Origin of the sequence: Neobacillus mesonae, assembly GCF_023715155.1 — a bacterium.
GTDB lineage: Bacteria > Bacillota > Bacilli > Bacillales > Cytobacillaceae > Neobacillus > Neobacillus mesonae_A.
Genome location: NZ_JAMBNQ010000003.1, coordinates 39,260 through 62,140, shown reverse-complemented (window position 1 = coordinate 62,140; position 22,881 = coordinate 39,260). Strand labels below are relative to the sequence as shown.

Annotated in this window: 12 protein-coding genes; 2 read left to right on the top strand and 10 right to left on the bottom strand. The window is 37.7% G+C overall.

Features of this window, described 5'->3' with window-relative positions:
- Window positions 1–482: 482 nt before the first annotated feature.
- A complete protein-coding gene (locus tag M3183_RS04695) occupies window positions 483–3,794 on the bottom strand; it encodes a CDP-glycerol glycerophosphotransferase family protein (protein WP_251467016.1) in 3,312 nt (1,103 codons plus the stop codon).
- Window positions 3,795–4,199: 405 nt separating this feature from the next.
- Between M3183_RS04695 and M3183_RS04690 the strand changes: the two genes are divergently transcribed.
- Window positions 4,200–5,729: a glycosyltransferase gene (locus M3183_RS04690; RefSeq protein ID WP_251467014.1), complete on the top strand. Its 1,530-nt coding sequence runs from the start codon at window positions 4,200–4,202 to the stop codon at window positions 5,727–5,729.
- Between the two features lie 325 nt (window positions 5,730–6,054).
- Here the strand turns inward: M3183_RS04690 and M3183_RS27415 are convergent, their stop codons facing one another.
- Entirely contained in the window at window positions 6,055–7,326 is a 1,272-nt protein-coding gene (locus M3183_RS27415; protein WP_396953695.1) for a C39 family peptidase, read from the bottom strand.
- Between the two features lie 45 nt (window positions 7,327–7,371).
- Complete coding sequence (locus tag M3183_RS04680; protein ID WP_251467012.1) at window positions 7,372–8,907, bottom strand: serine hydrolase; 1,536 nt, start codon at window positions 8,905–8,907, stop codon at window positions 7,372–7,374.
- 271 nt (window positions 8,908–9,178) lie between these two features.
- On the opposite strand from M3183_RS04680, the gene tagU reads away from it, so the two are divergent.
- Window positions 9,179–10,108, top strand: coding sequence for a polyisoprenyl-teichoic acid--peptidoglycan teichoic acid transferase TagU (tagU, locus tag M3183_RS04675; RefSeq protein ID WP_251467010.1), 930 nt, complete (start codon window positions 9,179–9,181; stop codon window positions 10,106–10,108).
- A 57-nt stretch (window positions 10,109–10,165) separates the two neighbouring features.
- Here the strand turns inward: tagU and M3183_RS04670 are convergent, their stop codons facing one another.
- The 7 genes from M3183_RS04670 to M3183_RS04640 form a co-directional block, all read right to left on the bottom strand.
- A complete protein-coding gene (locus M3183_RS04670) occupies window positions 10,166–12,601 on the bottom strand; it encodes a S8 family serine peptidase (protein WP_251467008.1) in 2,436 nt (811 codons plus the stop codon).
- A 162-nt stretch (window positions 12,602–12,763) separates the two neighbouring features.
- A complete protein-coding gene (locus M3183_RS04665; RefSeq protein ID WP_251467005.1) occupies window positions 12,764–14,308 on the bottom strand; it encodes an Ig-like domain-containing protein in 1,545 nt (514 codons plus the stop codon).
- A 170-nt stretch (window positions 14,309–14,478) separates the two neighbouring features.
- Window positions 14,479–18,747 (bottom strand): 5'-nucleotidase C-terminal domain-containing protein, encoded by a 4,269-nt coding sequence (locus M3183_RS04660; RefSeq protein WP_251467003.1) that lies wholly within the window; start codon window positions 18,745–18,747, stop codon window positions 14,479–14,481.
- Between the two features lie 376 nt (window positions 18,748–19,123).
- Window positions 19,124–19,261, bottom strand: a complete 138-nt coding sequence (locus M3183_RS04655) for an FbpB family small basic protein (protein ID WP_251467001.1) — start codon at window positions 19,259–19,261, stop codon at window positions 19,124–19,126.
- A 185-nt stretch (window positions 19,262–19,446) separates the two neighbouring features.
- Entirely contained in the window at window positions 19,447–20,742 is a 1,296-nt protein-coding gene (locus M3183_RS04650; protein ID WP_251466998.1) for a UDP-glucose dehydrogenase family protein, read from the bottom strand.
- A 242-nt stretch (window positions 20,743–20,984) separates the two neighbouring features.
- Window positions 20,985–21,587 carry a response regulator transcription factor gene (locus tag M3183_RS04645; RefSeq protein ID WP_251466995.1) on the bottom strand — a complete coding sequence of 201 codons (603 nt, stop codon included), beginning with the start codon at window positions 21,585–21,587 and terminating at the stop codon, window positions 20,985–20,987.
- Between the two features lie 170 nt (window positions 21,588–21,757).
- Window positions 21,758–22,879 (bottom strand): sensor histidine kinase, encoded by a 1,122-nt coding sequence (locus M3183_RS04640; protein ID WP_251466993.1) that lies wholly within the window; start codon window positions 22,877–22,879, stop codon window positions 21,758–21,760.
- Window positions 22,880–22,881 lie beyond the last annotated feature (2 nt).

Here is a 22,881-nt window from a genome sequence, read left to right as displayed (position 1 = left end):
ATTAATTATTCCTCCTTATCAATGTTTTGATCCTATCCATAGTTAAAACGCTACAGCTTCCAGACTATGAATTTTGCCAATTTCATTGAAAATAAATATTTTTATCCCTCCTTTTTAAATGCTCAACTATTAATCTAACAAATTACGACAAAATCGGCTACAAATTTACGAAATTTCCAATAAAAATCCTTATATTTTTTTAAATCATCCTAATTTACTTTAAGAAAAACCTTACCTTTTGTCCCGACAAAAAGAACCTTTGATTAATTACCAAAGGTCCTTTCAATATTTTTTATTTAGGCTATGTTAAACTTGGCTGTCGATTCGCTCCAGGCACTTCGCTTTCCGCGGGCGTTCCGGGGAGCCTCCTCGGCGCTAACGCCTGCGGGGTCTCCCCTGGCACGTACTCCCGCAGGAGTCTTCGTGCCTTCCACTACAATCAACAGGGTATATAAAATCAACACCACTCTTTAACAGAGTCTTTATTTAAAAAATTGATTTACAAGTCGTTCAGCTGCTTTTCCATCTTCCAAGGAACAGTATTTTTCTCTGAAAGCTTCATACTTACCCTTATATTCAACTTTTACTTTTTCAATATTCTCTATAGCCTCAATTATATTTTCGGTATTAAATAAAAATGGTCCAGGTGCTTCTTTTTCAAAATCCATATAAAAACCGCGGACATCATTTTTATAAGTTTCCAAATCATAGGTATAAAACAAAATTGGTTTACCTGTATTAGCAAAATCAAACATGACGGAGGAATAATCTGTCATAAGGATATTGCTGATTAGTAGTAATTCCTGGATATCAGAATAATTTGATACATTTTTCACAAAGTCCTTAAGCTCCTCTGGAATAGAAAGTTTGTTACTAATTACGACATGCATTCTTAATAACAAAATATACTCGTCACCAAACTTTTCCTTTAGCTTATCCAAGTCCATATTGATATTAAAGACAAATTTATTATTGCTGCTCGTCTCATTATCCCTAAAAGTTGGGGCATATAATATGAACTTTTTATTTGGTGGAAGCTTCAACCTGTTTTTTACCTTTGAGATAATTTCTTCCTGGCCCTCTTGATAAAATAAATCGTTTCTTGGGTAACCAATTTCTAAAATATTACCTTCATACTTAAAGGCACTTTTAAAAGCATTGGTGGCATACTCACTTGGTGAAATTAAGTAATCCCATGTTTGAGTGGCATTATATACTCTATCAAGGTAACCCTCATCTCTACCTTGAACATGTTCGATATCAAACAACATCTTTTTTAAAGGTGTACCATGCCATGTTTGAATATAAGTAGTCTCTTTCCTTTTTTGTATATAAGTAGGGAAATTTTGATTGTTAATCCAATAACCAGCTTTTGCTAAGTAATAATAATATTGTGGGCTCAGTCTCTTTATTTTAATTGTTTTAGGATCTTTAAAACGAATATTTTTGTTAATAACCCAAACTTTTTTATATGGAAGATTTTGCTTTGTTATTTCCTCATAAATAACCCGCGGGCTGTCAGCATACTGTTTACCAACGCCGCTTTCAAATAATATAAGGTTTTTCTCAACCGGCAGCAGTTTTTTAGCCAGTTTATAGAATCTTTTCATTACCGGGAAATAGTACCTTGTTTTTCTAAATCTATTGGCAAATTTAATGACAAGATCATTATCCATTAACTTTTCCATTAATGTCTTTTTTATCGGCAGACTTTTTACAACATCATAAATTCTCTTTGAAAAGTTTAGATCACGATATTTTAAAAATTTATCTGCCCTTTGTTTATTACGCGGAGACATTTTATAATGGTTCTCAGCATAATAGTGAAGCCTATCTAAAATATCCTCTAAATTTGTGACGATATCTCCCGGCAGGTCATTTTCTAAATCCAGATGGGACGGCCTTTTTCCGATAAATCTGTTTCGATCAAACTGATAATATATAATCGGTTTATATAAGAAGCTAAAATCAAAACCAACACTTGAATAATCGGTAATCATGATAGCACTTTCTTTTAGCAAATACTGTACATCTACTTCTCCTTGATTTATAACCCTTACAGGTGCACCTTGGAAATGGTAAGAAAATTTTTGCATATTTGGATGTAAACAAAGTATCATTTCTAAATCATTTTTGTCAGCAATCGCATGCAGATCAGGGCTATAAACAAGCTCTTTATATCTCTCAAAGTATTCACTTTCTAAAAATGCCTCATCTGTAGTAATCCAATCTCTCCATGTAGGTATAATTAATAATTGTCTTTTAACCTTAACATCATTAGCAAGAAGCCTGTCAAAGCGGGATAACCCTGTAACAAATACCTCTTTCGGATTATACCCAAAGTCGTTAACAATCATTTCCTTCTCAAAATCAGAACTGACAAGAAAAGCATCTGTGTGAAAACCGGAAGTTTTTTTCCCATAGTTGGCGATCATATTTTTCGTTCCCATGACACCATGCTGTAGAAAAACCTTTACACCCTTGACAGCTCTTTTAAATCTTCGGCTTCTAATTGGGTACAGATAATCAGGATGATGAGAACCAATAATTCTTGTTGCCATTAACACATGCCAAATATGTTCCTTTGATTTAAAGTCAAGAATATTCCCTAAATGTTCTACATTTCCCCTCTCTGGAGAGTCTTTTTCAATGACGTAAAAGGCATTTTTATTAGGATGATTTTCCCTCATATATTTAAAAAAGTGGTATCCCGTATCCTGCGCCTTATACGGTCTTTCCCCGATAATCCATATGTCCTTATGTTTATTAAAAAGCCGTTCTATCCAAGCCGTTTTTAATTTCTTCTGTAAATAATGGAATGTCTGCTTATCAAATTCAAATACTTCTAAAGATAAGTTGAATCCTTTAAACGTGTAGTATGGTGTTATAATTGAGACATTGTTTCCAATAGTAGAGTAGATTTCTTTAATAAACATCTTTGCCTTTAATTTTGGCCGGCCTACACGAACATACTTTTCTTCACTCTGGTCATGGAATTGTATCTTCAGAAATAAATCGTAAACATCTTCTTTTAAGTTGGTGCCGTCTAAAATCTTGTTAAAATTAATTTCGGTTTTATAGTTGTAACGATTGAGACCATATTTTAAAGACGTTTCCTCTTCATTCCAAATAAAAGATACACTTGTCTCTAGTTCTGCTTTACTATCTCTACCTTTTATAATCAATTTGCTCTGTATAATTTTAGATCCTTTTGTAAAAATTTTACCTTCAACCGATAATTTATCATGGGCAGTTTTTAATTTTTCGATATGAATAATTGGAGGAATAAATGGTTCCTTGTTAAAAGCAATGGATAGGTTTCCTTTTTTTGTTAAATAACATATCGCCTTTGTATCATAATTATATATGTAGTTAAATCCTTTAATATTTGTATGTAGGAACCGCCCAAAACGAATAAGATATTCAGCATAGTTAACTCCATTTTCCTCAATAAGGTCCGCTTTTTCTTTTAGTTTTGCTAAAGCTGTATCACTAACACGCTCTGTAGGAACTCTAATTTTGAGATACCAATCATAATTGGATTCATCATAGGAGGAAGCTAACCTTTTCATTAAATTATAAAGATCAACTTTAAAATAAAAATTCTCATTTACTGCTTCATTAGTTCCAACTCTAATCTCTTTATCATCATTACGAAGCTTCAACCATAATTCTTTCACAAAATAACCTTTTGATAAATTCCCATTTATAAGCAGAAAATTTTCTTCATCCTGTACGATATTGATGTTTTCTTTTATAGAATTAGACTTTTTCTTTTTTCTGTGAAACAACATTCTAATCACCATACAATTCTTTAGTGAATTTATGTACCTTTTTTGTTTCTTAATGTACATAGTTTTTATGATAAATGTTTTTTTTTTTTATTACAAATAATGCATATTTAATTTTAGGTTTCTTTAATTAGTATAATTTATCCATTAATTTATTAGTAATATGGATTTCTTTTTTTACAGTATTTATGGTTCAACAGTTCAAGGCAAACAGGACATCGTCATTTTGTAGTTATTACTTATCAATGGATTAAGGACTCTTGAAGCAATAGGCAGTCATTGTTGATATTCTTCAGCAAAAGATGAGCTGTCTTTTTATTGGTAAGATAAAGTGAAAAAAAATAAGCAAATGTGATATTATCTAAAAAGGGAAAATAATAAATTCATTCTAATGAAGGAGAAATAATAATGAAAGCTTCGATGTTTTTTTTATTAAATTCTTTGGATATACAACGTGGAGGATTAACAAAAGCTTCATTAGCACAGGCAAATACATTTGCAGCTATGGGTTATGATACTCATATCCTCACATTTAATTTTGATACAAGATATCAACAAATTCGTGAAGAATTAATAAAACTTGGAAAGCTAAACGAAAATGTAAAAGTTTTAAATCTTTATGAAGAGCTTTGTGGAGAAGAAGATTTAACTGCCAGACCAGTTCCTGACGAATCTGGATATTTAGATCCTCATATCGGACATAATGCTTTTAGAGTATATGAAAACGGACTTTATACAAAGTATAAAAAATATCATGAAAATGGACAATTAGACTTCATTGATTATTTTAATGAACAAAGATATAGAATAAAAAAAGAGGTGTTTGATGAATATGGTTTAATTAGAAAAGTTTCTTTTATGGATTTTTTTTCAAATAAACCAAGACAAATGGTTTTTTATAACAGTAATTCTCAAGCTTATTTATCTAAATGGGTGAATCCAGAAACAGGAAAATCATTCCGAGTAAACTGGATTGGAGAGGATGGAACTATTAAAGCGATTTATAAAAATGATGATGAGCTAAAAGTAGATTGGATTGAACGTATTATTAAATATGTTGAAAACCCAATATTGGTTGCAGATGCTCGAAACACAGACATATTAGTGATAAATGTAAAAAACAAGAATGCTGCTAAAATTTGGCGATTACATAGCAATCATCTTGCTGAACCATTTGAAGCCGATTCTAATATAGCTTCTACAGTTAAAACTGGGATTGAAAATTTAGATAAATTCGACGCAGCCCTTTTCCTTACAGAACAACAAAAAGTTGATATTGAAAATAGATTTGGTAAAAAAAACAATTTATATGTTCTCCCTCATGCAATAAAAACAAATATTAAAACAGGATTATTTAGTCGTCTTGATTTAAATAAAGACGAAAAGCTAGCAGTAGTTATTAGCAGGTACTCGTCCATAAAAAATTTGGATCATATTATTAAAGCATTTGAAATCGTTGTAAAGGAAATCCCCGATGCTAGACTTGAATTTTGGGGAGATGGTGATGAAAAAGAGAAGCTGCAAGGTATGATTCAAAAAGCAAATCTTATGAATAATATTAAATTAAATGGATACACCCATACACCTTCTAAAATTTATCAAAGAGCTCTCTTCAGCATTTTAGCTTCAAAAACAGAAGGATTCTCTCTGTCTATACTAGAAAGTATGTCTAATGCTACACCAGTAGTGAGTTACGATATTAAATATGGTCCGAATGAATTAATTGACAATGAAGATAATGGAATTTTAGTTCCTAAAAATAATATAGATTTATTTGCAGAAGCTATGATTTCCATGTTCAAAGAACCTAATAAAGCCATAAAGATGGGAAAAGCTGCTCTAAAAAAAGTTGAAAAAAAATTTAACCAGAAAGATTATGCAGATACTTGGGAGCGCATTATTATGACTGCTCTTAAGATTCGTAAGGAAAATAATTAGAAAGTACATTTTTTCCTAAAAATTGATATACGATTTTAAATCGAATAAAGATTAGAAAAAGACTACTTTCTCTTTATGGGCACTGAAAATCTCTTAGTAATTTGAAAGAATAAAAAATTAAAAACGGTTCAAAATTCAAACGTGAATTTTGAGCCGTTTTATTTATTAGAGATTTTAAATGAATTAGTTTCACTTAAGAAGTAACCACAACAACTTACAATTTGATGCAAATTAGAACCAGAGCATTCGGAACTAATTAAGGAGCTTTGTTGTCGGCACGATGTATTTCTACAATTTGAAGCCCAGGGGAATTTTCTCCTGACGTTTAATAAGATATTGCTCTTTTACTTTGATTACCCCAGATCCTATTAAACTCTTTTTTGCTGATTTTAGCACCTTTTTCTCCAGTCCAGCAATCATTATAGTAATAATAATTTTGATCATAACCCGTCAAAACTAACGCGTGAATGGAAAAGCCATGCATAGGCGAAACCAATACAACAATTGGTTTACCATTAAAAAGCTGCTTTTCTATTGTGGCATTGCTTTTTCCAGTTAGGTTAACTGAACTACCAGCATATTTTTTCACTAAATTCATTAAAGCAGGAGGATAAATTGTCCATCCATGTTTTGTAAATGGGTTACCTACGTACCCTTTGTTGGGATTAGAAGAATGTCTTGGCATTTGTTTTGCTAACGAAACCTTGTTAACACGTGCACCTTTATATTGAAGCATCATAGTAACAGCAGTAATTTCACAGCCTGTTGGCAGTTCTGGTCTTTGTTCAATTAATGGCACGTTCAATTTTTTACTTATAATTTTACTTCCGTGCCTTCCATAAACAGTTTTTGGTTGATATTGATACCATGCAAGAATTCGTTTTGTCCCTTTTTCCTTTTTTTCTGCCTTTGTAAGGTACCCTGAAGAGTTAATAATAAATACATAATTTATATTTTTTCCATGGGAACCATAAACGGTTTTCGGATAGTATTGATACCAAGCGGTAATCCGCTTTGTTCCTTTTTCCCTTTGTGTTGCTTTTGTTACATATCCTTGTGAATTCATATCAAATTTATATTTGATGTTTCTCCCATGGGAACCATAAACGGTTTTCGGATAGTATTGATACCAGGCGGTAATCCGCTTTGTTCCTTTTTCCCTTTTTGTCGCTTCTGTTACATACCCTTGTGAATTCATATCAAATATATATTTGATGTTTCTCCCATGGGAACCATAAATTGTTTTCGGATAATACTCGTATTGTCGGCTAATTTTTTGAGTCCTCTTATCCAAATTTTGAGCCTTAATTACGTATCCTTCTCTATTAAGTTGGAAATTATATTTAATTCTTTTTTGGGATTCTTCTGATGTAGTTCCCGGATAAAATTCTTGTATCTTTACAAGTTTGCCATATTTATAAATTTTAGCACTGGTAATTTCACCCGAATGATTAAAAGTGTACCTCACATTCTCCTCCTCATTAACAGTTGGAGGGGTATCCTGCGCCTTTGCATTTACAACATAATTTTGGGATAGGGATAGAAATACAAATGTAAATGAAAATATTAACACCAAAACTAATAACCTCTTATTCATTACAATCTCCCATCTATAATATTCGTTTAAAATTGCCTATAAAGATTACTTTCTTCCTTTTTCTATTACTTCCGGAGGTAATTGTTTTCCATAAACTACTTTTAAATTATATTGATACGAAGAAAGAATCCTCATCGTACCTCTCTCTCTAAATGTACCTTTTGTTATGCGGCCTGAAGAATCTAAATTATAAATATATTTTATATTTTTTCCATGAGTGCCATAGACAGTGTTTGGATAATATTCATACATTGAAAGGATTCGTTTTGTTCCCTGTTCTCGTTTTGAAGCCTTTTTCACATGTCCTAAAGAATCTAAAACAAATATATATTTAATCATCATTCCATGTGAGCCATAATCTGCTTCAGGATAATATTGATACCTCGAAAGGATTCGTTTTGTTCCTTTCTCTCTTTTGGATGCCTTAATTACATCCCCTGAAGAATTGACATCAAATATATATTTGATGTTTCCCCCATGCCGGCCATATACAGTATTTGGATAATATTCATAATGACTTGTGACTTTATGAGTTTTCTTATTGTATTTTTCTGCATGTTTAATAGTCCCATTGCTATTCATATCAAAACTATATTGAACACTTTTGCTTGAGGGATAATATTGATTGATTTTCATTAACTTGCTTCCAGAGTATATTTCAGAATAGTTAATATTCCCCCGGAAGTACGAGCGAATTTCCATATTCTTTATTGTTTCGCCCTTTTTAGTTGCATTTTTTGCTTTATGGTGCTTATAAACAATCGCCGCCAAATCAGCGATGACTTTTTGTGACTTGGCATATGAAATATTTCTCGTCATAACGGCCAGCACGAACGGCTTTTTATCATAAACAATTGCTGCATCATTATATATTCTATCCTCTGGAATCATCCCTACCTTATGGGCAACAGGCACTCCTTTAATCCCTCTTGGAATCGTCGTATTATACACGGTCTTTTCCAAATACCCGACGAGTTCCTTACCATAGGAGCTTTTCCCCGCAAATTGATACAGCTTGGCAGCATAGATTGTCAAGTCATTCGCCGAGGTCAAATTCTGGCCTTTAGGATACGCATACTGTCCGCCAAGGCTTTTCATATATTTAATAAAATTTCCTGGACCGATATATTCTTTCAGCATGATAAAGGCAATATTATCACTGTAGATCATCGCATATTTGACTAAATCCCGAATGGTAAAATAGGTTCCAACTTTTTTATGCTGAATAATGCCGCTTCCTCCATAGTAATGATAGCTTTTGTATTTCAGCTTTTTGTTTAAATTAATTTTCCCTTTTGATGCCTGTTCCATTATGTATATGGCAAGCGGCAGTTTAATCGTACTCGCGGCACGGCCGGATGTTTTGCCGTTAATTTGAACCACTTCACCTGTTGTTAAATCCTTATATTGAAGTGTAACTGTACCACCAGTTTTTTTTATGAAATTTTTTAATTCAGAAGATAATTTAGTTGAAAATCCCGTGTCAGATGCTGCTACAGTCTTCAAGTCGAAGCTTGGTAAAATGAGCGAAAATATCAAGAAAACCACCAGAATCATCCTAAAAACATGTCCAATTTTCAATTTTCCCCATCCTTTTTCTATATCCACAGTATTTTATCTCTATTATTCTAGCAAAAAAATCCAATTTATTATATATTTTTTACTATTTTTCGTTTTTAAATATAGTTGGCTAAAAAGGGCTAAATTCTTACTAAAAAACAACTACAGCGAAAAATTCCTTCCAACTTATCCAATAATTTTTTAACACAATTTCAAAAATATGTATGAAATTTCGACGAAATCTGCTATTCTATTACATGTTCAATATTTTCATATTTGGAGGAAATAATAGATGAGAGCTGAAAAAAAGAAGAAGAAACGTGTATGGCTCCGAATTACTGGAATTATTATTTTAATACTTGCAATTGGCATTGGCGGTTACGCCTATTCAGTTTATAAATCTCTTACAAATGCAGTTGAAACGATGCATCAGCCTCTAGATCGAAAGTCCGATAAACGTCCAGAAGAAGTTTCATTACAAAAACAGCAGCCATTCTCTGTACTGCTCTTAGGTGTTGACCAGCGGAAAGGTGACAAAGGTCGTTCAGATACAATGATTGTTTTGGCTGTTAACCCTACTTTGAAATCCGTTAAAATGTTAAGTATCCCTCGTGATACCCGTACTGAAATTATCGGCAAAGGGACAGTGGATAAAATTAACCACGCCTATGCCTTTGGTAATGAAGAAATGTCAATGAACACCGTTGAGAATTTCTTGGATATTCCGATTGATTATTATCTTAAAGTGAATATGGAAGGTTTCAAGGATATTGTTGATGCAGTAGGCGGTATTACGGTAAGCAATGACTTGGATTTCTCCCAGGGCGGCTATCATTTCCCTAAAGGAGAAGTATCGTTAGATGGAAAAAAAGCATTAGCCTTTACCAGAATGAGACATGAAGATCCTCGCGGCGATTTTGGCCGTCAATTGCGTCAACGTGAAATTATCCAGGGTGTTATGAAAGAAGGGGCAAGCCTTTCATCCTTGACCAAATACCAAGGAATCTTTGCAGCTCTTGGAAATAACGTTAGAACCAATCTCACTTTTGACCAAATGATGGATATTCAAAAGAACTATCGAGGCGCTGCTGGAAGTGTAAATCAAATGACTGTTAAAGGCAGCGGAACAAAAATTAACGGCATTTATTATTATATTGTGCCAGATGCAGAAAAACAGCGTCTGCATGACGAATTAGCAACGCAATTAGATATTAAATCATAATCGAAAGGACCTTCTGTCATTACACAGAGGGTCCTTTTTTATTTCATCAGCACCATATCATTTTGTTAACTCAACATGGATAGTACCAGTAAAGCCCTGAGCTGAATGGTATTGATCCGAAACTTTTATTTGAAATTGATAATCCCCATCTAAAACTAGTTTGTTCTCCTCATCTGTTCCATTCCATTGAAAAAATTGTTTTCCTGCTAATTCACGCACGTCAGTCTTAATAGTCTTTATAAGGTTCTCTCCTTGATAAATGCCAATGGTGACAAGTACAGGTTTATTAAGCTGATACTCAATGGTCACTAGACCTTCTGTTTTTAAGTAAATATCCTTATTTACCTGTACGCTTGGAAGGCGCCAATCCTGCAAAGTCAGACGTGGACTGTTTACTATTGCTGTATTTCCGGCAGTGTCTTTTGCCTGAACAAAATAATAGTATCTCCCTTCTGGCACTATAGCATTGCTATCATTTTTTCCGTTCCAGCTTACTTTCACAGTGCCTGGCTTTACTTGCTTATTGATTAATTTTTTTAAAACGATCCCTTTGTCATTTTTTACAGAAACAATTAGGTTTGCCGTTTCTTTTAAAACAAGTTTTGCTGTATGGTTTGTTTTAATATCCATTTTAAACAATCTAGAATCTAGTATTAGCGCCACATTAGGTTTTACAGTATCCATCATGATAGGCACCTTTTTCGTTTTTCCCGCTTTATTATGACTGTCAAGCAATGAAATAACTAGATAGTATTTAGAATCTTTTACTGTTTTCCCTTTTGAATTCTTTCCGTCCCAAACGATTGAATGTCTGCCAGCGGATAATGATTTCTTACTAATTAGGGTCTTCACAGCTTTTCCTGTCTGGTCTGTTACCATGGCTGTAACCTTAGCTTTTTGCGTTAATTCATATGGAATGGTTACCTTTCTACTTATTGGTGAAAAAGAGAAGCTGCCAGAAACCAGGACCTCTGCCTTTGTATGATTGACAACCTTTATAACTGTGCTTTTATAAACGGTTTTTCTGCCGTTGGTCATTTTTAGTTCGGCTTTGTAGGTGCCTGTAGAAACAAACCTTTTACTGTCCGTTTTTCCATCCCAATAAAGGGTGCTTTTCGAGTTGGAAATGGGTTTGTTGGTGAATACCTTTCTTAACACAGTCCCTTTGGAATTTTTGATGGTTAGTGAAACTTTCCCATTTCCCGTTATGTTGAACACGATGCCAGCCTTATTCCTTCCTGTCATGGTAAAAGTTTTGGGCACCGTTAAGTTGGAAATGGGAACAGCCGTATTGGATACCGCTTTATTGGCATCAATTCTTCCATAGCCATATAAGGAGTCCCATCCTTTTGCTCCAAGATCAACAGTAGATTTTTTTAAAATCGTTTCTACCTGTGAAGGGGTTAGAAATGGGTTCCTTGAAAGGACTAAAGCGGCAACTCCTGAAATAACCGGTGCAGCCATGGATGTCCCGCTTTCTAGGGCATAGCTGCTTCTGGTAATAGAAGAATAAATGTCGACCCCGGGTGCTGCTAAATCCATATAATTGCCGCGATTAGAGAAAAAGGCATGCTTGTCCTCTTTTGTGACAGCACTTACTGCTAATACGGACTTATAGGCTGCGGGATATTCTAATTCATTTCTGCCATCATTGCCGGCGGCCGCAACCAGTAAAACACCTTTGGACCTTGCGTAATTGATGGCTGATTCAAGGGCATGATTCGTTCCCGGGCTTCCGATACTCATATTAATAATGTCTGCATGGTGATCAGCGGCATATTTAATAGCACGAACAACTGATTCCGATGTAGCTTCATCCCCATTAAAAACATTAATTGGCATTATTTTTACATTTGGAGCTATTCCTGTTGTTCCTTTGCCATTTATGCGGGCTGCAATAATTCCAGCAACATGTGTCGCATGTAATTGCGGAGAGTAACTTGTCTTCCCATTTACAGCATTATAGGGAGCAACTATTTTCCCCTTTAATTCCGGATGATCCTGCTGTACCCCGTCATCAATGACTGCAACTGTAATGGCAGATGAACCTTTTGTCTTATCCCATGCTTTTGGCATTTGAATTTTATCCAAATACCACTGCTTTTGATAACTTGGCTCTTTTGGAATATAGGTTTTTTTGAACTTATAATTTGGTTCAACCAGTGCGACTTGCTTATTTTTTAATAACCTGATGGCAATTTTCTTTAAATCAGTGCCTCTAGGTGCTTTAACGGTAGAAAAATCACCATTTAATAATTGGGAATCCTGTTTCACTTTTGCGTGTTCCAGTATGGCGGCCTGTTCTTCTTGAGATGTTTCCGGGGTAAACTTGACAATTAACTCCTGTTGAGCAAACTCATTTTTATCCGCAAACAGAACATTTGGACTGATTTTTTTCTGCGGATTATTTCCTTCTTCCGCCGAGGCTGCTGGGACCATAAAAATCAGGCAAAGGGAAAAAAGGATTATTGACCACGTGAATGTAGGTCTCACAAATACTCCCCCGTTATCATTCTAATAGATTTAGGTTTTATATTAATAACATTCTAGCATGTTCGTTGTTAGTTGAGGTGCCTCTTAAAAAATATAATTTTTGACATAAAAAGCCCTTGACTAGTCCCTTAGTATAGGGATTTCATCAAGGGTTTTAATAGATTAGTTTGCATGTTCCTCAGTTGTTGGTTTACTTGGAACACTAGCTGCGGTCACAGTTACCGATTTTACTGTTGGATTATTTGCCTTGTCCTTAACCATAACTTTAATTTCAATACCAGCCTTTTGTGGCGAAATGGCTGCCTTAAAGGTTCCTTTTGTATCAACCGCTTTTACTGGATAATTTGTAGTACCAATTGTCACATGAACAGCTGCACCTGGTTCTGTTTTAATCGTTACTTCTTTCGATTGATCTGTAACAGGGGCAATTGTCGCAGCTGGAGCAGTTTTATCTAAGACCGTCACACTCTTTGCTGTGGTGTTCCCTGCCTTATCCTTAGCAATAACCATCACTTTGGTGCCGGCTTTTTGCTGTGGAATGGCTGCCTTAAAGGTCCCTTTTGTGTCCACTGCTTTTGCCGTATAATTTGTTGAACCAATTGTCACATGAATAGCTGCACCTGGTTCTGTTTTAATCATTACTTCTTTCGATTGATCTGTAACAGGTATAATTGTCACAATTGGAGCAGTTTTATCTAAGACCGTTACACTTTTTGCTGTGGTGTTCCCTGCCTTATCCTTAGCAATAACCTTCACTTTGGTGCCGGCTTTTTGCTGTGGAATGGCTATCCTAAACTCTTTATTTGCTTTTGCCTGAATTTGTTTTGAACTCCACTTTCCGATAACAACAGTCACTTTTGCGTTTATTTCTGTCTTGACAGTTATTACTTTTTCTTTATCGGATACTGGTTTTAGTGTAAGGGATGGAGCTGTCCGGTCCAGTACCACAACACTTCTCGCTTTACTTACATTGCCGGCTTTATCCCTGGACGTGATGATAAGTTTCTTTCCTGCCTTTTGACGTGGAATGGCAACATTAAATTTACCTTTTGAATCCGCCGCTCTGCTGTATTTCTTCGACCCGATTGCCACAGTAACCATTGCTTTTGCTTCCGTTTTCCCAGATACATTCTTCGATTGATCTGAAACTGAAATTACGGAAGGAACTGCCGGCGCTTTGGTATCTACATTTTTGAAAAATGGCTTCGCCAGCTGGTTAAAAGTCTTGGTCGAAGAAGTAATTTTAACTTTTGCTCCTACCTTGATTTTGTCGAATAATTTTTCGATCTCCCAGTTATGCATCCGGATGCATCCACCGGATACGTGCTTCCCAATGGAACTTTCATTATTGTTTCCGTGAATTCCGTATGGGTAGCCGCCATTTTCCTGTTTGCTTAGCTCCATCCATCGTTTCCCTAATGGATTTCTTGGCGACCCCCCTGGGATATGACCTTTGTACCATGGACGGTTTTTTACTTTTTTTCGTATGTAAAACGTTCCTTCCGGAGTCAGCCGCGATGTTTTCCCTGTTGCCACGGCATATGTTTTTACTAGTTTTCCATTATCATAGAATGCAAGTTTATTACTTTTTTTATTAATGATAATTAATTGCTTATTTGTACTAGCCTCAGCCTTCTGTACTTGAGGAAAGGATATCATGACTAAAAATAAAACTACTAAACCAATAGACAGACGTTTCGCCATCATTACACACCCCGCATACTAATTTCCATATATTCAAACATTAGCACATATAGGAAATTTGTAACACTACTATTTTCATAAAAATTTCGCTATTATTTTACAAAATTCTATCTATCCCAATTTGACTAAAAAAGAGAGGACTGCATGAGCAATCCTCTCTTTATCTATCAAACCTAAACGGCTTTCTTCATTTTTGTCCGGTCTGCCTGGAGCACTCCATTATCATCAAAGAAATACCATTTTCCTTTAATCTTTGTCCAGCCCGTCTGCATGACGCCTTTGTTGTCAAGATAATAGACTTTATCTGAAAGTTCCAGCCAGCCCTTCTGCATGATGCCATTTTCGTCAAAATAGTAACTGCTGCCGTCTATTTCCTGCCAGCCTGTTTGCAGGTCGCCTTCCGGATTAGCATAGTATTGCTTACCTTTCACTTTAAACCAGCCTGTTTCTAATTGGCCTTTATGATTAAAGTAATAATGGCTGCCTATTACTCTAGCAAAACCGGTCAGCCTATTCCCATCTGCATCAACATAATATCTTTGGCCGCCTTGATCAAGCCAGCCTTCCTTTACAACACCATTTTCATCAATAGAATAGCTGACACCATCAATTTCAATTTTTCCTGTCTGCCTTGCTCCTGTTGCTGGATCAAGATAGTAAGTTTTTCCGTCTGCTTCAAGCCATCCTTTTACTTTTTCGCCGTTTTCATCTAAGTAGTACCAGCTGCCGCCAGATTCCACCCAGCCTGATTTGATTTCTTCTGCTGCCGTAATTCTGCCTTCTGTTTCAGGTGAAACAGGGTTATTTTTTGTAAAGTATTCTTCCAATACATCAGCATCCAAAATCAATAGCTCATGGATACGACCTTCATCCTTAGCTTTCTTAAACATGGTATAGCCGTCGCCGCCGTCTGCCACATATGCATTGGTTGCAACAGAGTAGGTTTTCTTTTTATCGATTGGCGTAAAGCCATCGTTTGTCTTCACTTCGACTTCCCAAACTCGTTCCCCTGCTGGTTTGTTTGGATCATATTGGAACTTAAGGCCTGACACCTGCATAAACTGGCCGGCGCCGCTTTCCACTTTAGCCACACTATGTTCAAGTGCCTGCCAGATTTCATCCCCTGTTAAATCTAATGTAACGAGCAGATTTCCAAACGGCATAACCGTGTAAATATCTCCAAGTGTTACGTCGCCCTTGTCAATGGATGCACGGATTCCGCCGCCATTTTGCATCCCGATGGTGGTTCCATTTTGTAAAATTTCATTCGCTCTTTGGGCCATCGCATCGGCAATTAGGTTCCCTAAATTTGTTTCTTTCGTGCGGACATTGGTTCGCTCACCGTCTAAGAAAACATTGGTATGTCCGACAACCGTCTTTTTCAGTTCCTCAAGCGGTGCTGCAAATTCATCCACTTTCGCTTTTGCTGTTTCATCTTCTGAAACCTTTGCAAGGTCAAGCAGGCTGCCATCCTGGCTTTGGATGACACCTTTTTCGTCAAAGCTTACCTTTAGAACACCTAGATAATTGAGGTACTCATTTGCCTGCACAATGACGGTTGGTTCTGTTTTTTCAATCACAACCGGCTTTTCAAGCTTTGTATGGGTGTGTCCGCCAACAATGACGTCAATTCCTTCCACCGTTTTTGCCAGTTCTTGGTCTGGTCCATACCCTAAATGGGACAAGGCCACAATTTTGTTAATGCCCTGCTCTTTAAGGGCTGCGACTGTTTCTTTTGCTTTTGCAGCCGCATTTTCAAACACAATTTGTTTAGAAGGGCTGGCAAGGAATGTTGTATCCTCTGTTGTTAAGCCGAAAATACCTACTTTTTCACCGTTTATTTCTTTTATAATGGCGGGATAAATATTTCCGCCTGCCTGTTCAGTGCTTATTTCATTTTTAAAAAGAGGCCCCAGTATAGGGTCGCTGGTCACATTGACATTAGCACTGACGATTGGAAATTGTGTCTCTTTTATAAAATTAGATAATTCCTCAGATGTTTTATCAAATTCATGGTTTCCGAATGTCATAGCATCATATTTTAGATTATTCATGAACCATAGATCTGCTTTTCCAAGATATTGATTGAAGAAAAGGGTTCCTGAGAAAACATCACCTGCATCTACAAGGAGTGCATTTGGATCCTTGGCTCTTTCCTCCTTCACTGCCGTTGTCAAGCGTGGATACTGTGCCACATGGGCATGTGTATCGTTGACATGCAGAATAGTCAAGTCAATCGGTTTTGGTCCCTGTTGTTCAGTTTTTAGGTCAATCTGTGCCATAACCGGATCATGGTCACTGACACGTCCTTGTGCTTCCACGAATGGAGAGTTGATATGGACGATATCAATTTCTGCACGGTCTGCTAAGTTATTGGAAACCAGCATATGATCCAGTACCTGGGAGTTTCCTTGATAATTATAGGTAAAACGCTCTGGTGCCGGCACTTTTTCAATTAAGTTGGTGAGTTCATTTCCCTTTAATTTTGTTAGCGGATTGGAGAATTCATAGTCATTTAAGTCCCCAAGGACCACGATGTTGGCATCCGCATTTTTACTTTTTACCTCTTTAATAAAGCCATTCACCACACCGGCAATCTTCATTCTTTGTTCTTCACTGCCTAAGACCGGAGGCTGATTTTTTCCAAAAATCGGCTGGTCGCCGCCCTTGGAATTAAAATGGTTGGCAATGACAATGACATCTTCACCATTAAACGTGAATTCTGCAGCCAATGGTTTTCGGCTGGAATCAAATGCTTCATTTGTTGGGTCAATTCTGCCAGGGTTCAAGGTAAGGGAACCATTTTCATAGCCGACTGACTCTGTTGCTGTTCCTTTAGTGCCCGGCTTTAACGTGACACGGTCAGGGTTATAAATGAATCCAACGCGGATGTTTCCGTTCGGTACACCGCCGTCCTGATTTTCGACCGGTGCAATATCGGTCCATTGATAGGATGGGCCGCCATTCGCTTTAATGGCATCGATTAACGCCTGATAGTTTTCAGATGCGTCTGTGCCGCCAGCTGATTCCCCATTATTGTCCTGAACTTCGACAAGTCCCACAATATCAGGTGTTTCTAAATTGTTCATAATGGATTTGGCAATTTTATCTGTCTTTGCAGAATCAGCCTTCGAATAATTTTCCATATTGTAGCTGGCAATGGTCAGCTTGTCCTCTTTTTTCTCAAGGTTCGTTACTTCTTGTTGATAATCGCTTTCCACGAGCGGCGGAAGGTCATCTTTATTGGTTAATAGTTTATAGTTTTGGAAAGTGTACGTTATAACACCTGTTACGGTTCCATTAAAAGAGTCTCCTGTTTTCGAGACGAAATTTCGGTCGCCGAATAATAAATGAATCCGTTCAGGGTTCATATTATCCTTTGTAATCGGCACCCCGCCTGGTGTCGTGTAGGTTTTTCCTGCCGCTTTGCCGACAATAACCGGAATTTCACCGTATTTCTGCGGTGCAACAGCTGTTGGGTTTTCTACCCCAACTCTCATACCTTCGATGCTTTCGTAGAAATCAATCCCGTCCTGTGCAGGATCAAATTCACTAAATTGGTCATTATCCACAATTTGCGTCGGCGGGTTGATGTCTTTTCCGATGATTAAAGCTTTCGGCAATTCCTGTCCTTTTGCGTGAACGGTGATGTTTCCTGCGTTTGCATCAATTTCTGTAGTGGCAAGGTCCGTTTTCAGCATATCACTGTAGCCTTCAAGCACCCATTCTTTGACTAAGCCGGTAACCGAAACGAGATCACCCGCTTTGACGCCATGGCTCTTTTTATATACTAAAATTCCTTCCGATGTTTTTGGATTGTTATCAGAATTAGGATCCTGCATATAGAAATTGCTGCCGTCCTTTACAAAGGTGACAATTCCAACAACATCCTCCACATTTTGGCCTTTATATAGTGAGGTATGAGACTCACCTTGGATTTCGTGGATTTTGACCCCATCAGCCGGTGGATCAGTTGGAGTCCAAGGATCGCCCGGATTTTCCGGCTCTCCGCCTTCAGTAAAACGGATGTCTGTTGGTGATTTTAAACCCGGAACACCAAAATAAGCCGTTAATGTTCCCGAAATAAAAACTTCTTTTCCTATATAATCTGGATGTGAGCTTAAATTATAGTTATCTCTTAGCTCTCCTTTTGGCAGCTGGACTGGTAGAATTTTATCTTTATCTGTTTCATTGGGACGATCAGCAATAGCTATGTTTGTTTCAACAGTAAACGGCGGTGTTGTTTGATAAGACGGTCCGGTTTTGGTAACACCGACAATATACCCCTTCACCACAGCTGTACCCGAATTGTTCGCAATCGCCTCATCTACGGTGATGTAATTCTCAGCCGCATGTGCATGATGGAGGTATGGCAGCAAGAAGCCAGCCATCATGGTAAAAATAGCAGTAAAAATAAATAATTGTTTTTTAAAAAAACTCATCCTCTTCCCTCCTGTTTTTAATTAAATTGTGGAAAAACAAAGTTCCCCCTTTATTTAGATTTCCCACTAGGGATTCAGTATCCTGTCCAATGAGGCGATCCTTTACCTCAAAGCAGGTTTCCTTCTATCTGTCACATTCTTCTCTTGGAAGCTCCCTAGGAAGGCTTTCACCAATCATTCTAGTGAACTTTTTTTGCCTAATCTACGATATTTTAGTACTATTTCCATCACTATCCATGTGACAAAATACCCAAAATTGTTATATTTTACAATAACTTTACAATTAGTAAAGAATAGCAAGTATGGCGGAAAATAAAAAAGGAAGAAGGCCCCGATGTATACGAGACTTTCTTCCTTTTTAGAAAACATGTCAAAATTATTTATTTAACTGCAAGCGTTTATTATGTTTATCTTCAATTTCCTTTTCAATTCGTGCTATTTCTTTCTTATCCGAGAGAATCTCCTTTTTATTGTTATTAATCAGCATTTGCATATTGACTATTGGTCTTCTCATGTCTAATGTTCCCTTCTCTTATTTTTCAGAATTTTTTATTATATTTTAAATATATCATAACATTGTGAAATAATAAACAATTATTTTATCCACATAGATACTTTGTCTACAAATCCTCCAAAAACAGCGTTAAGCACCATGTGAAAATTCACATGGTGCCTTAAATTTGCAGCCTGCTGGTTTAATTAATGGTTAGCAAATCCAGTGTAGTGAAACCCTAATGATTCTACCGCGGTTTTGTCAATCATGTTCCTGCCGTCGAAAATATGTGGTTGTTTCATTAGGAGTTTGATAGCTGGCCAGTCGAGCCGTTTATATTCGTCCCAGTCGGTGCAGAGAACAACTGCGTCGGCTCCTGAAACTGTTTCAGCTGTTGTCGCAAACTGCCGGCAGTTTGCCCCGAGCGGGTATCCTTCCAGTTTTACCACAGGATCATGTGTCCTGACATGTGCTTTCTCTTTGAGTAAATAGTCCATTATTACAAGACTTGGCGACTCCCTCGTATCATCGGTGTCTGCTTTAAAAGCAATACCCAGGACGGCAACCGATTTATTCGTTAAATCGCCGCCTAAAGAATGTTTAATTTTATTCAAAAGATAAAGAGATTGTTCCGCGTTTACCTGTACGACTTTTTCCAAAATCGTGAGGGGGATGCCATTGGCAGCGGCAGTTTGCAGAAGGGCATTCACGTCCTTAGGGAAGCAGGAGCCTCCGTAGCCCATTCCTGCACGCAGAAAATGAGGTCCAATCCGGTGGTCAAGGCCAATCCCCCGCGATACATCATTCACATTAATTCCGAGCCGGTCACATAATCTTGACAGCTCATTAATAAAGGAAATTTTCATCGCAAGAAAAGAATTGGCAGCATATTTAATCATTTCCGAAGCCTTTGGATTCGTTTCAAGTATTGGACATTGAAAGCCTTGATAGAGTTCCCTCATGGACGCTCTGGCTTTTTCGCTTATGGTGCCGATGACAATTCGATCTGGATGGAGGGCATCATACATGGCCGACCCTTCCCGCAAAAATTCGGGGTTTGACACAACATCAAATGGAACAGGTTCCTTTTGTCCTGCCCTTATCCACTCTGTCACCTGCTCCGCCGTCCCCACTGGAACCGTACTTTTGGTTACGATAACCTTATATTCCTTCATATACTTTCCAATCGATTCTGCCACATTTTTTACATAAGTAAGGTCAGCGCTTCCATCTTCCTGCATTGGCGTACCCACACAGATAAAAATAACATCATTCTTTTTTATTGCCTTTTTCGTATTATCAGTAAAAGATATATTTCCAGCTTGAATATGCTTCTCAAGCAGTTCTTCAAGCCCCGGTTCATAGAAATGCAGTTTACCAGCTTGCAGGGCTTCTATTTTTCGCTGATCAAGGTCGAGACCGGTTACTTGGTGACCCATTTCGCAAAAAATGAGTCCCGTAGTCGTCCCTACGTACCCTGTTCCGACAATTAAAATTCTCACAACTGACTTTCCCCTTCCTCATCACTTAAAATTACCCGTCCATACCTCTTTGGAACTAGTAATAATGTATTCTGAAGCGCAGATTGAGGAAGGTTGTCCATAATAGAAAGGGCGCTAATCAAGCGCGGTGTTTAGGAGTGACACCATCTATTTGTGTGATTTTTCACATATCCGTCCGTTGGAGATAGCCTGCTGTCCAAGGAGGGCGTCAGACACCGAAGGCTTGCTCACTCCTTCAGTCCCTAGATCCACCCCTTCTCAGCAGCGATGTTGGCGGCTTCTGTCCGGTTTTTGGCTCCAAGTTTTTGGAGGATTTCAGAGATATAGTTGCGGACTGTGCCTGATGACAAATATAATTCATTGGTGATTTGTTTGGTTGTTTTTCCTAAAGCGGCTAATCTAAGAATCTCTTGTTCTTTTGATGTAAGCGGGTTTTCCTCACGGATGACATGAAAGGTAAGTTCCGGACTGAATACCCGTTTTCCAGCCATCACTTTACGAATAGCATCGGCAAGCTCATTAATCTCACCATCTTTTAGTAAATAGCCATGGACCCCGCTTTTGACGGCCCGTTCAAAATATCCTGGGCGGGCAAAGGTGGTTAAGATAATGACTTTGGCTGAATTTGAATTTCGCGTCAGTTCTTCTGCTGCTTCCAGTCCGTTTAACACCGGCATTTCAATATCCATTAAACAAACATCCGGCTTGAGCTGTTCAATCTTCTTAATTGCCTCTTCCCCGTTCATCGCCTGCCCAATGACCTCCATGTCCGGTTCCATATCGAGCAATGATCCCAAGGCCCCCAAAAGCATCCGTTGGTCCTCTGCAATAAATAAACGAATCATCCTGCTGCCCCTCCTGCTTTTTTAATAATATCAGAATTTATATGTTTCCAACTTTGAGATTTGTCCAGCGCAAGCAGCCCAGCCCCTCGATGGTCTACAGCCACTCCAGAATTGAAGAAGTCAATGAACGCCTTCTATTCAGGAGCGTCTTATGCTATGCCTGAGGCTGACTAAGGCGCTTGCGCTTTTCTTATAATCGGCACCGTCATCTCTAATACGGCACCATGATGATTGGTAAGGGAGAGCGATCCGTCCATTAAGGCCAGCCGCTCCTTCATCCCCCTTAATCCATTGCCAAATTGATTATTTTTCGCTGCCCCCATCCCATCATCACGAATCACTATTTTCATTTTTTCCGAGCTTTGCAGGATAGAAATCGAACAGTGGGAGGCGCGGCTATGCTTAACCACATTGGTTGCCGCTTCGCAGACACACATCCCGATAATATTCTGCGTAAATGGCGGGATTCTCGAAAAATCTGCATCCCCCTCATACTGATAAGTAATTCCGGCAGTCCGCAAAATTTCCTGCACATGGACAAGCTCCTGAGCAATGGTTGTTGAGCGCATGTCACTGACCAGTTCTCTGACCTGTTTTAATGCCGTCCTTGAGGTTGTTTCCATTTCCTTTGCCTCATGCCGTGCCCGTTCTGGGTCAGCCGCTGTCAGACGCTGGATCAGCTGGCTTTTTAATGTCAAAAGGGATAAGGTATGACCAAGCGTATCATGAAGATCGCGGGCAATCCGCACCCGTTCTTCCCGTTTCACCAGTTCTTCAATTTGTTTTCGAGCCAAATCCAGTTCTTTTTCCAGCTCCAGCCTGCGGTTCATCGAGCGGATGCCAAATGGCGAAATCAGCATGACAATCAAAAACGGCACAAAATAGATCAGCTCAGTGGTGGAAAAGAATATGTTTGTCCGGGCGATCTTGATAAGGAATGGAATAATCTCCACTCCCGCTAAACATAATAATCCAAGTCTGAATGCTTTTTTGTCCCGGTACCAGCCGATAAAGTTTGCTGGAAAAAAGCCTAAAAAGATGTGGTTTAAATCATAAAACGTGCTAAACAGGAACACGATGGCCAGTTGAACAGCCAGCCAGTAAGTAAAGCTTTTTTTTCCAATTAAAAAATATAGCTGGCGGTACGACACCAAAAAGACGAGCACCATCCCAAAGCCAATAAGCTGCTTAATTCCTGTCTCCTTCGTCAAATAATAGACGGGAAAGCCGATATAAATCAGAAATACATAAGGAAAAAAGCCTAACTGCTTTGGAAAAATAGAAATGTTCAAAT

Bases quoted from the DNA above. Each gene is read 5' to 3' on its own strand.
- M3183_RS04645 (WP_251466995.1), bottom strand. From the start codon at position 21,587: ATGATTCGTTTATTTATTGCAGAGGACCAACGGATGCTTTTGGGGGCC.
- M3183_RS04695 (WP_251467016.1), bottom strand. From the start codon at position 3,794: ATGTTGTTTCACAGAAAAAAGAAAAAGTCTAATTCTATAAAAGAAAAC.
- M3183_RS27415 (WP_396953695.1), bottom strand. From the start codon at position 7,326: ATGAATAAGAGGTTATTAGTTTTGGTGTTAATATTTTCATTTACATTT.
- M3183_RS04665 (WP_251467005.1), bottom strand. From the start codon at position 14,308: ATGATGGCGAAACGTCTGTCTATTGGTTTAGTAGTTTTATTTTTAGTC.
- M3183_RS04660 (WP_251467003.1), bottom strand. From the start codon at position 18,747: ATGAGTTTTTTTAAAAAACAATTATTTATTTTTACTGCTATTTTTACC.
- M3183_RS04690 (WP_251467014.1), top strand. From the start codon at position 4,200: ATGAAAGCTTCGATGTTTTTTTTATTAAATTCTTTGGATATACAACGT.
- M3183_RS04655 (WP_251467001.1), bottom strand. From the start codon at position 19,261: ATGAGAAGACCAATAGTCAATATGCAAATGCTGATTAATAACAATAAA.
- tagU (WP_251467010.1), top strand. From the start codon at position 9,179: ATGAGAGCTGAAAAAAAGAAGAAGAAACGTGTATGGCTCCGAATTACT.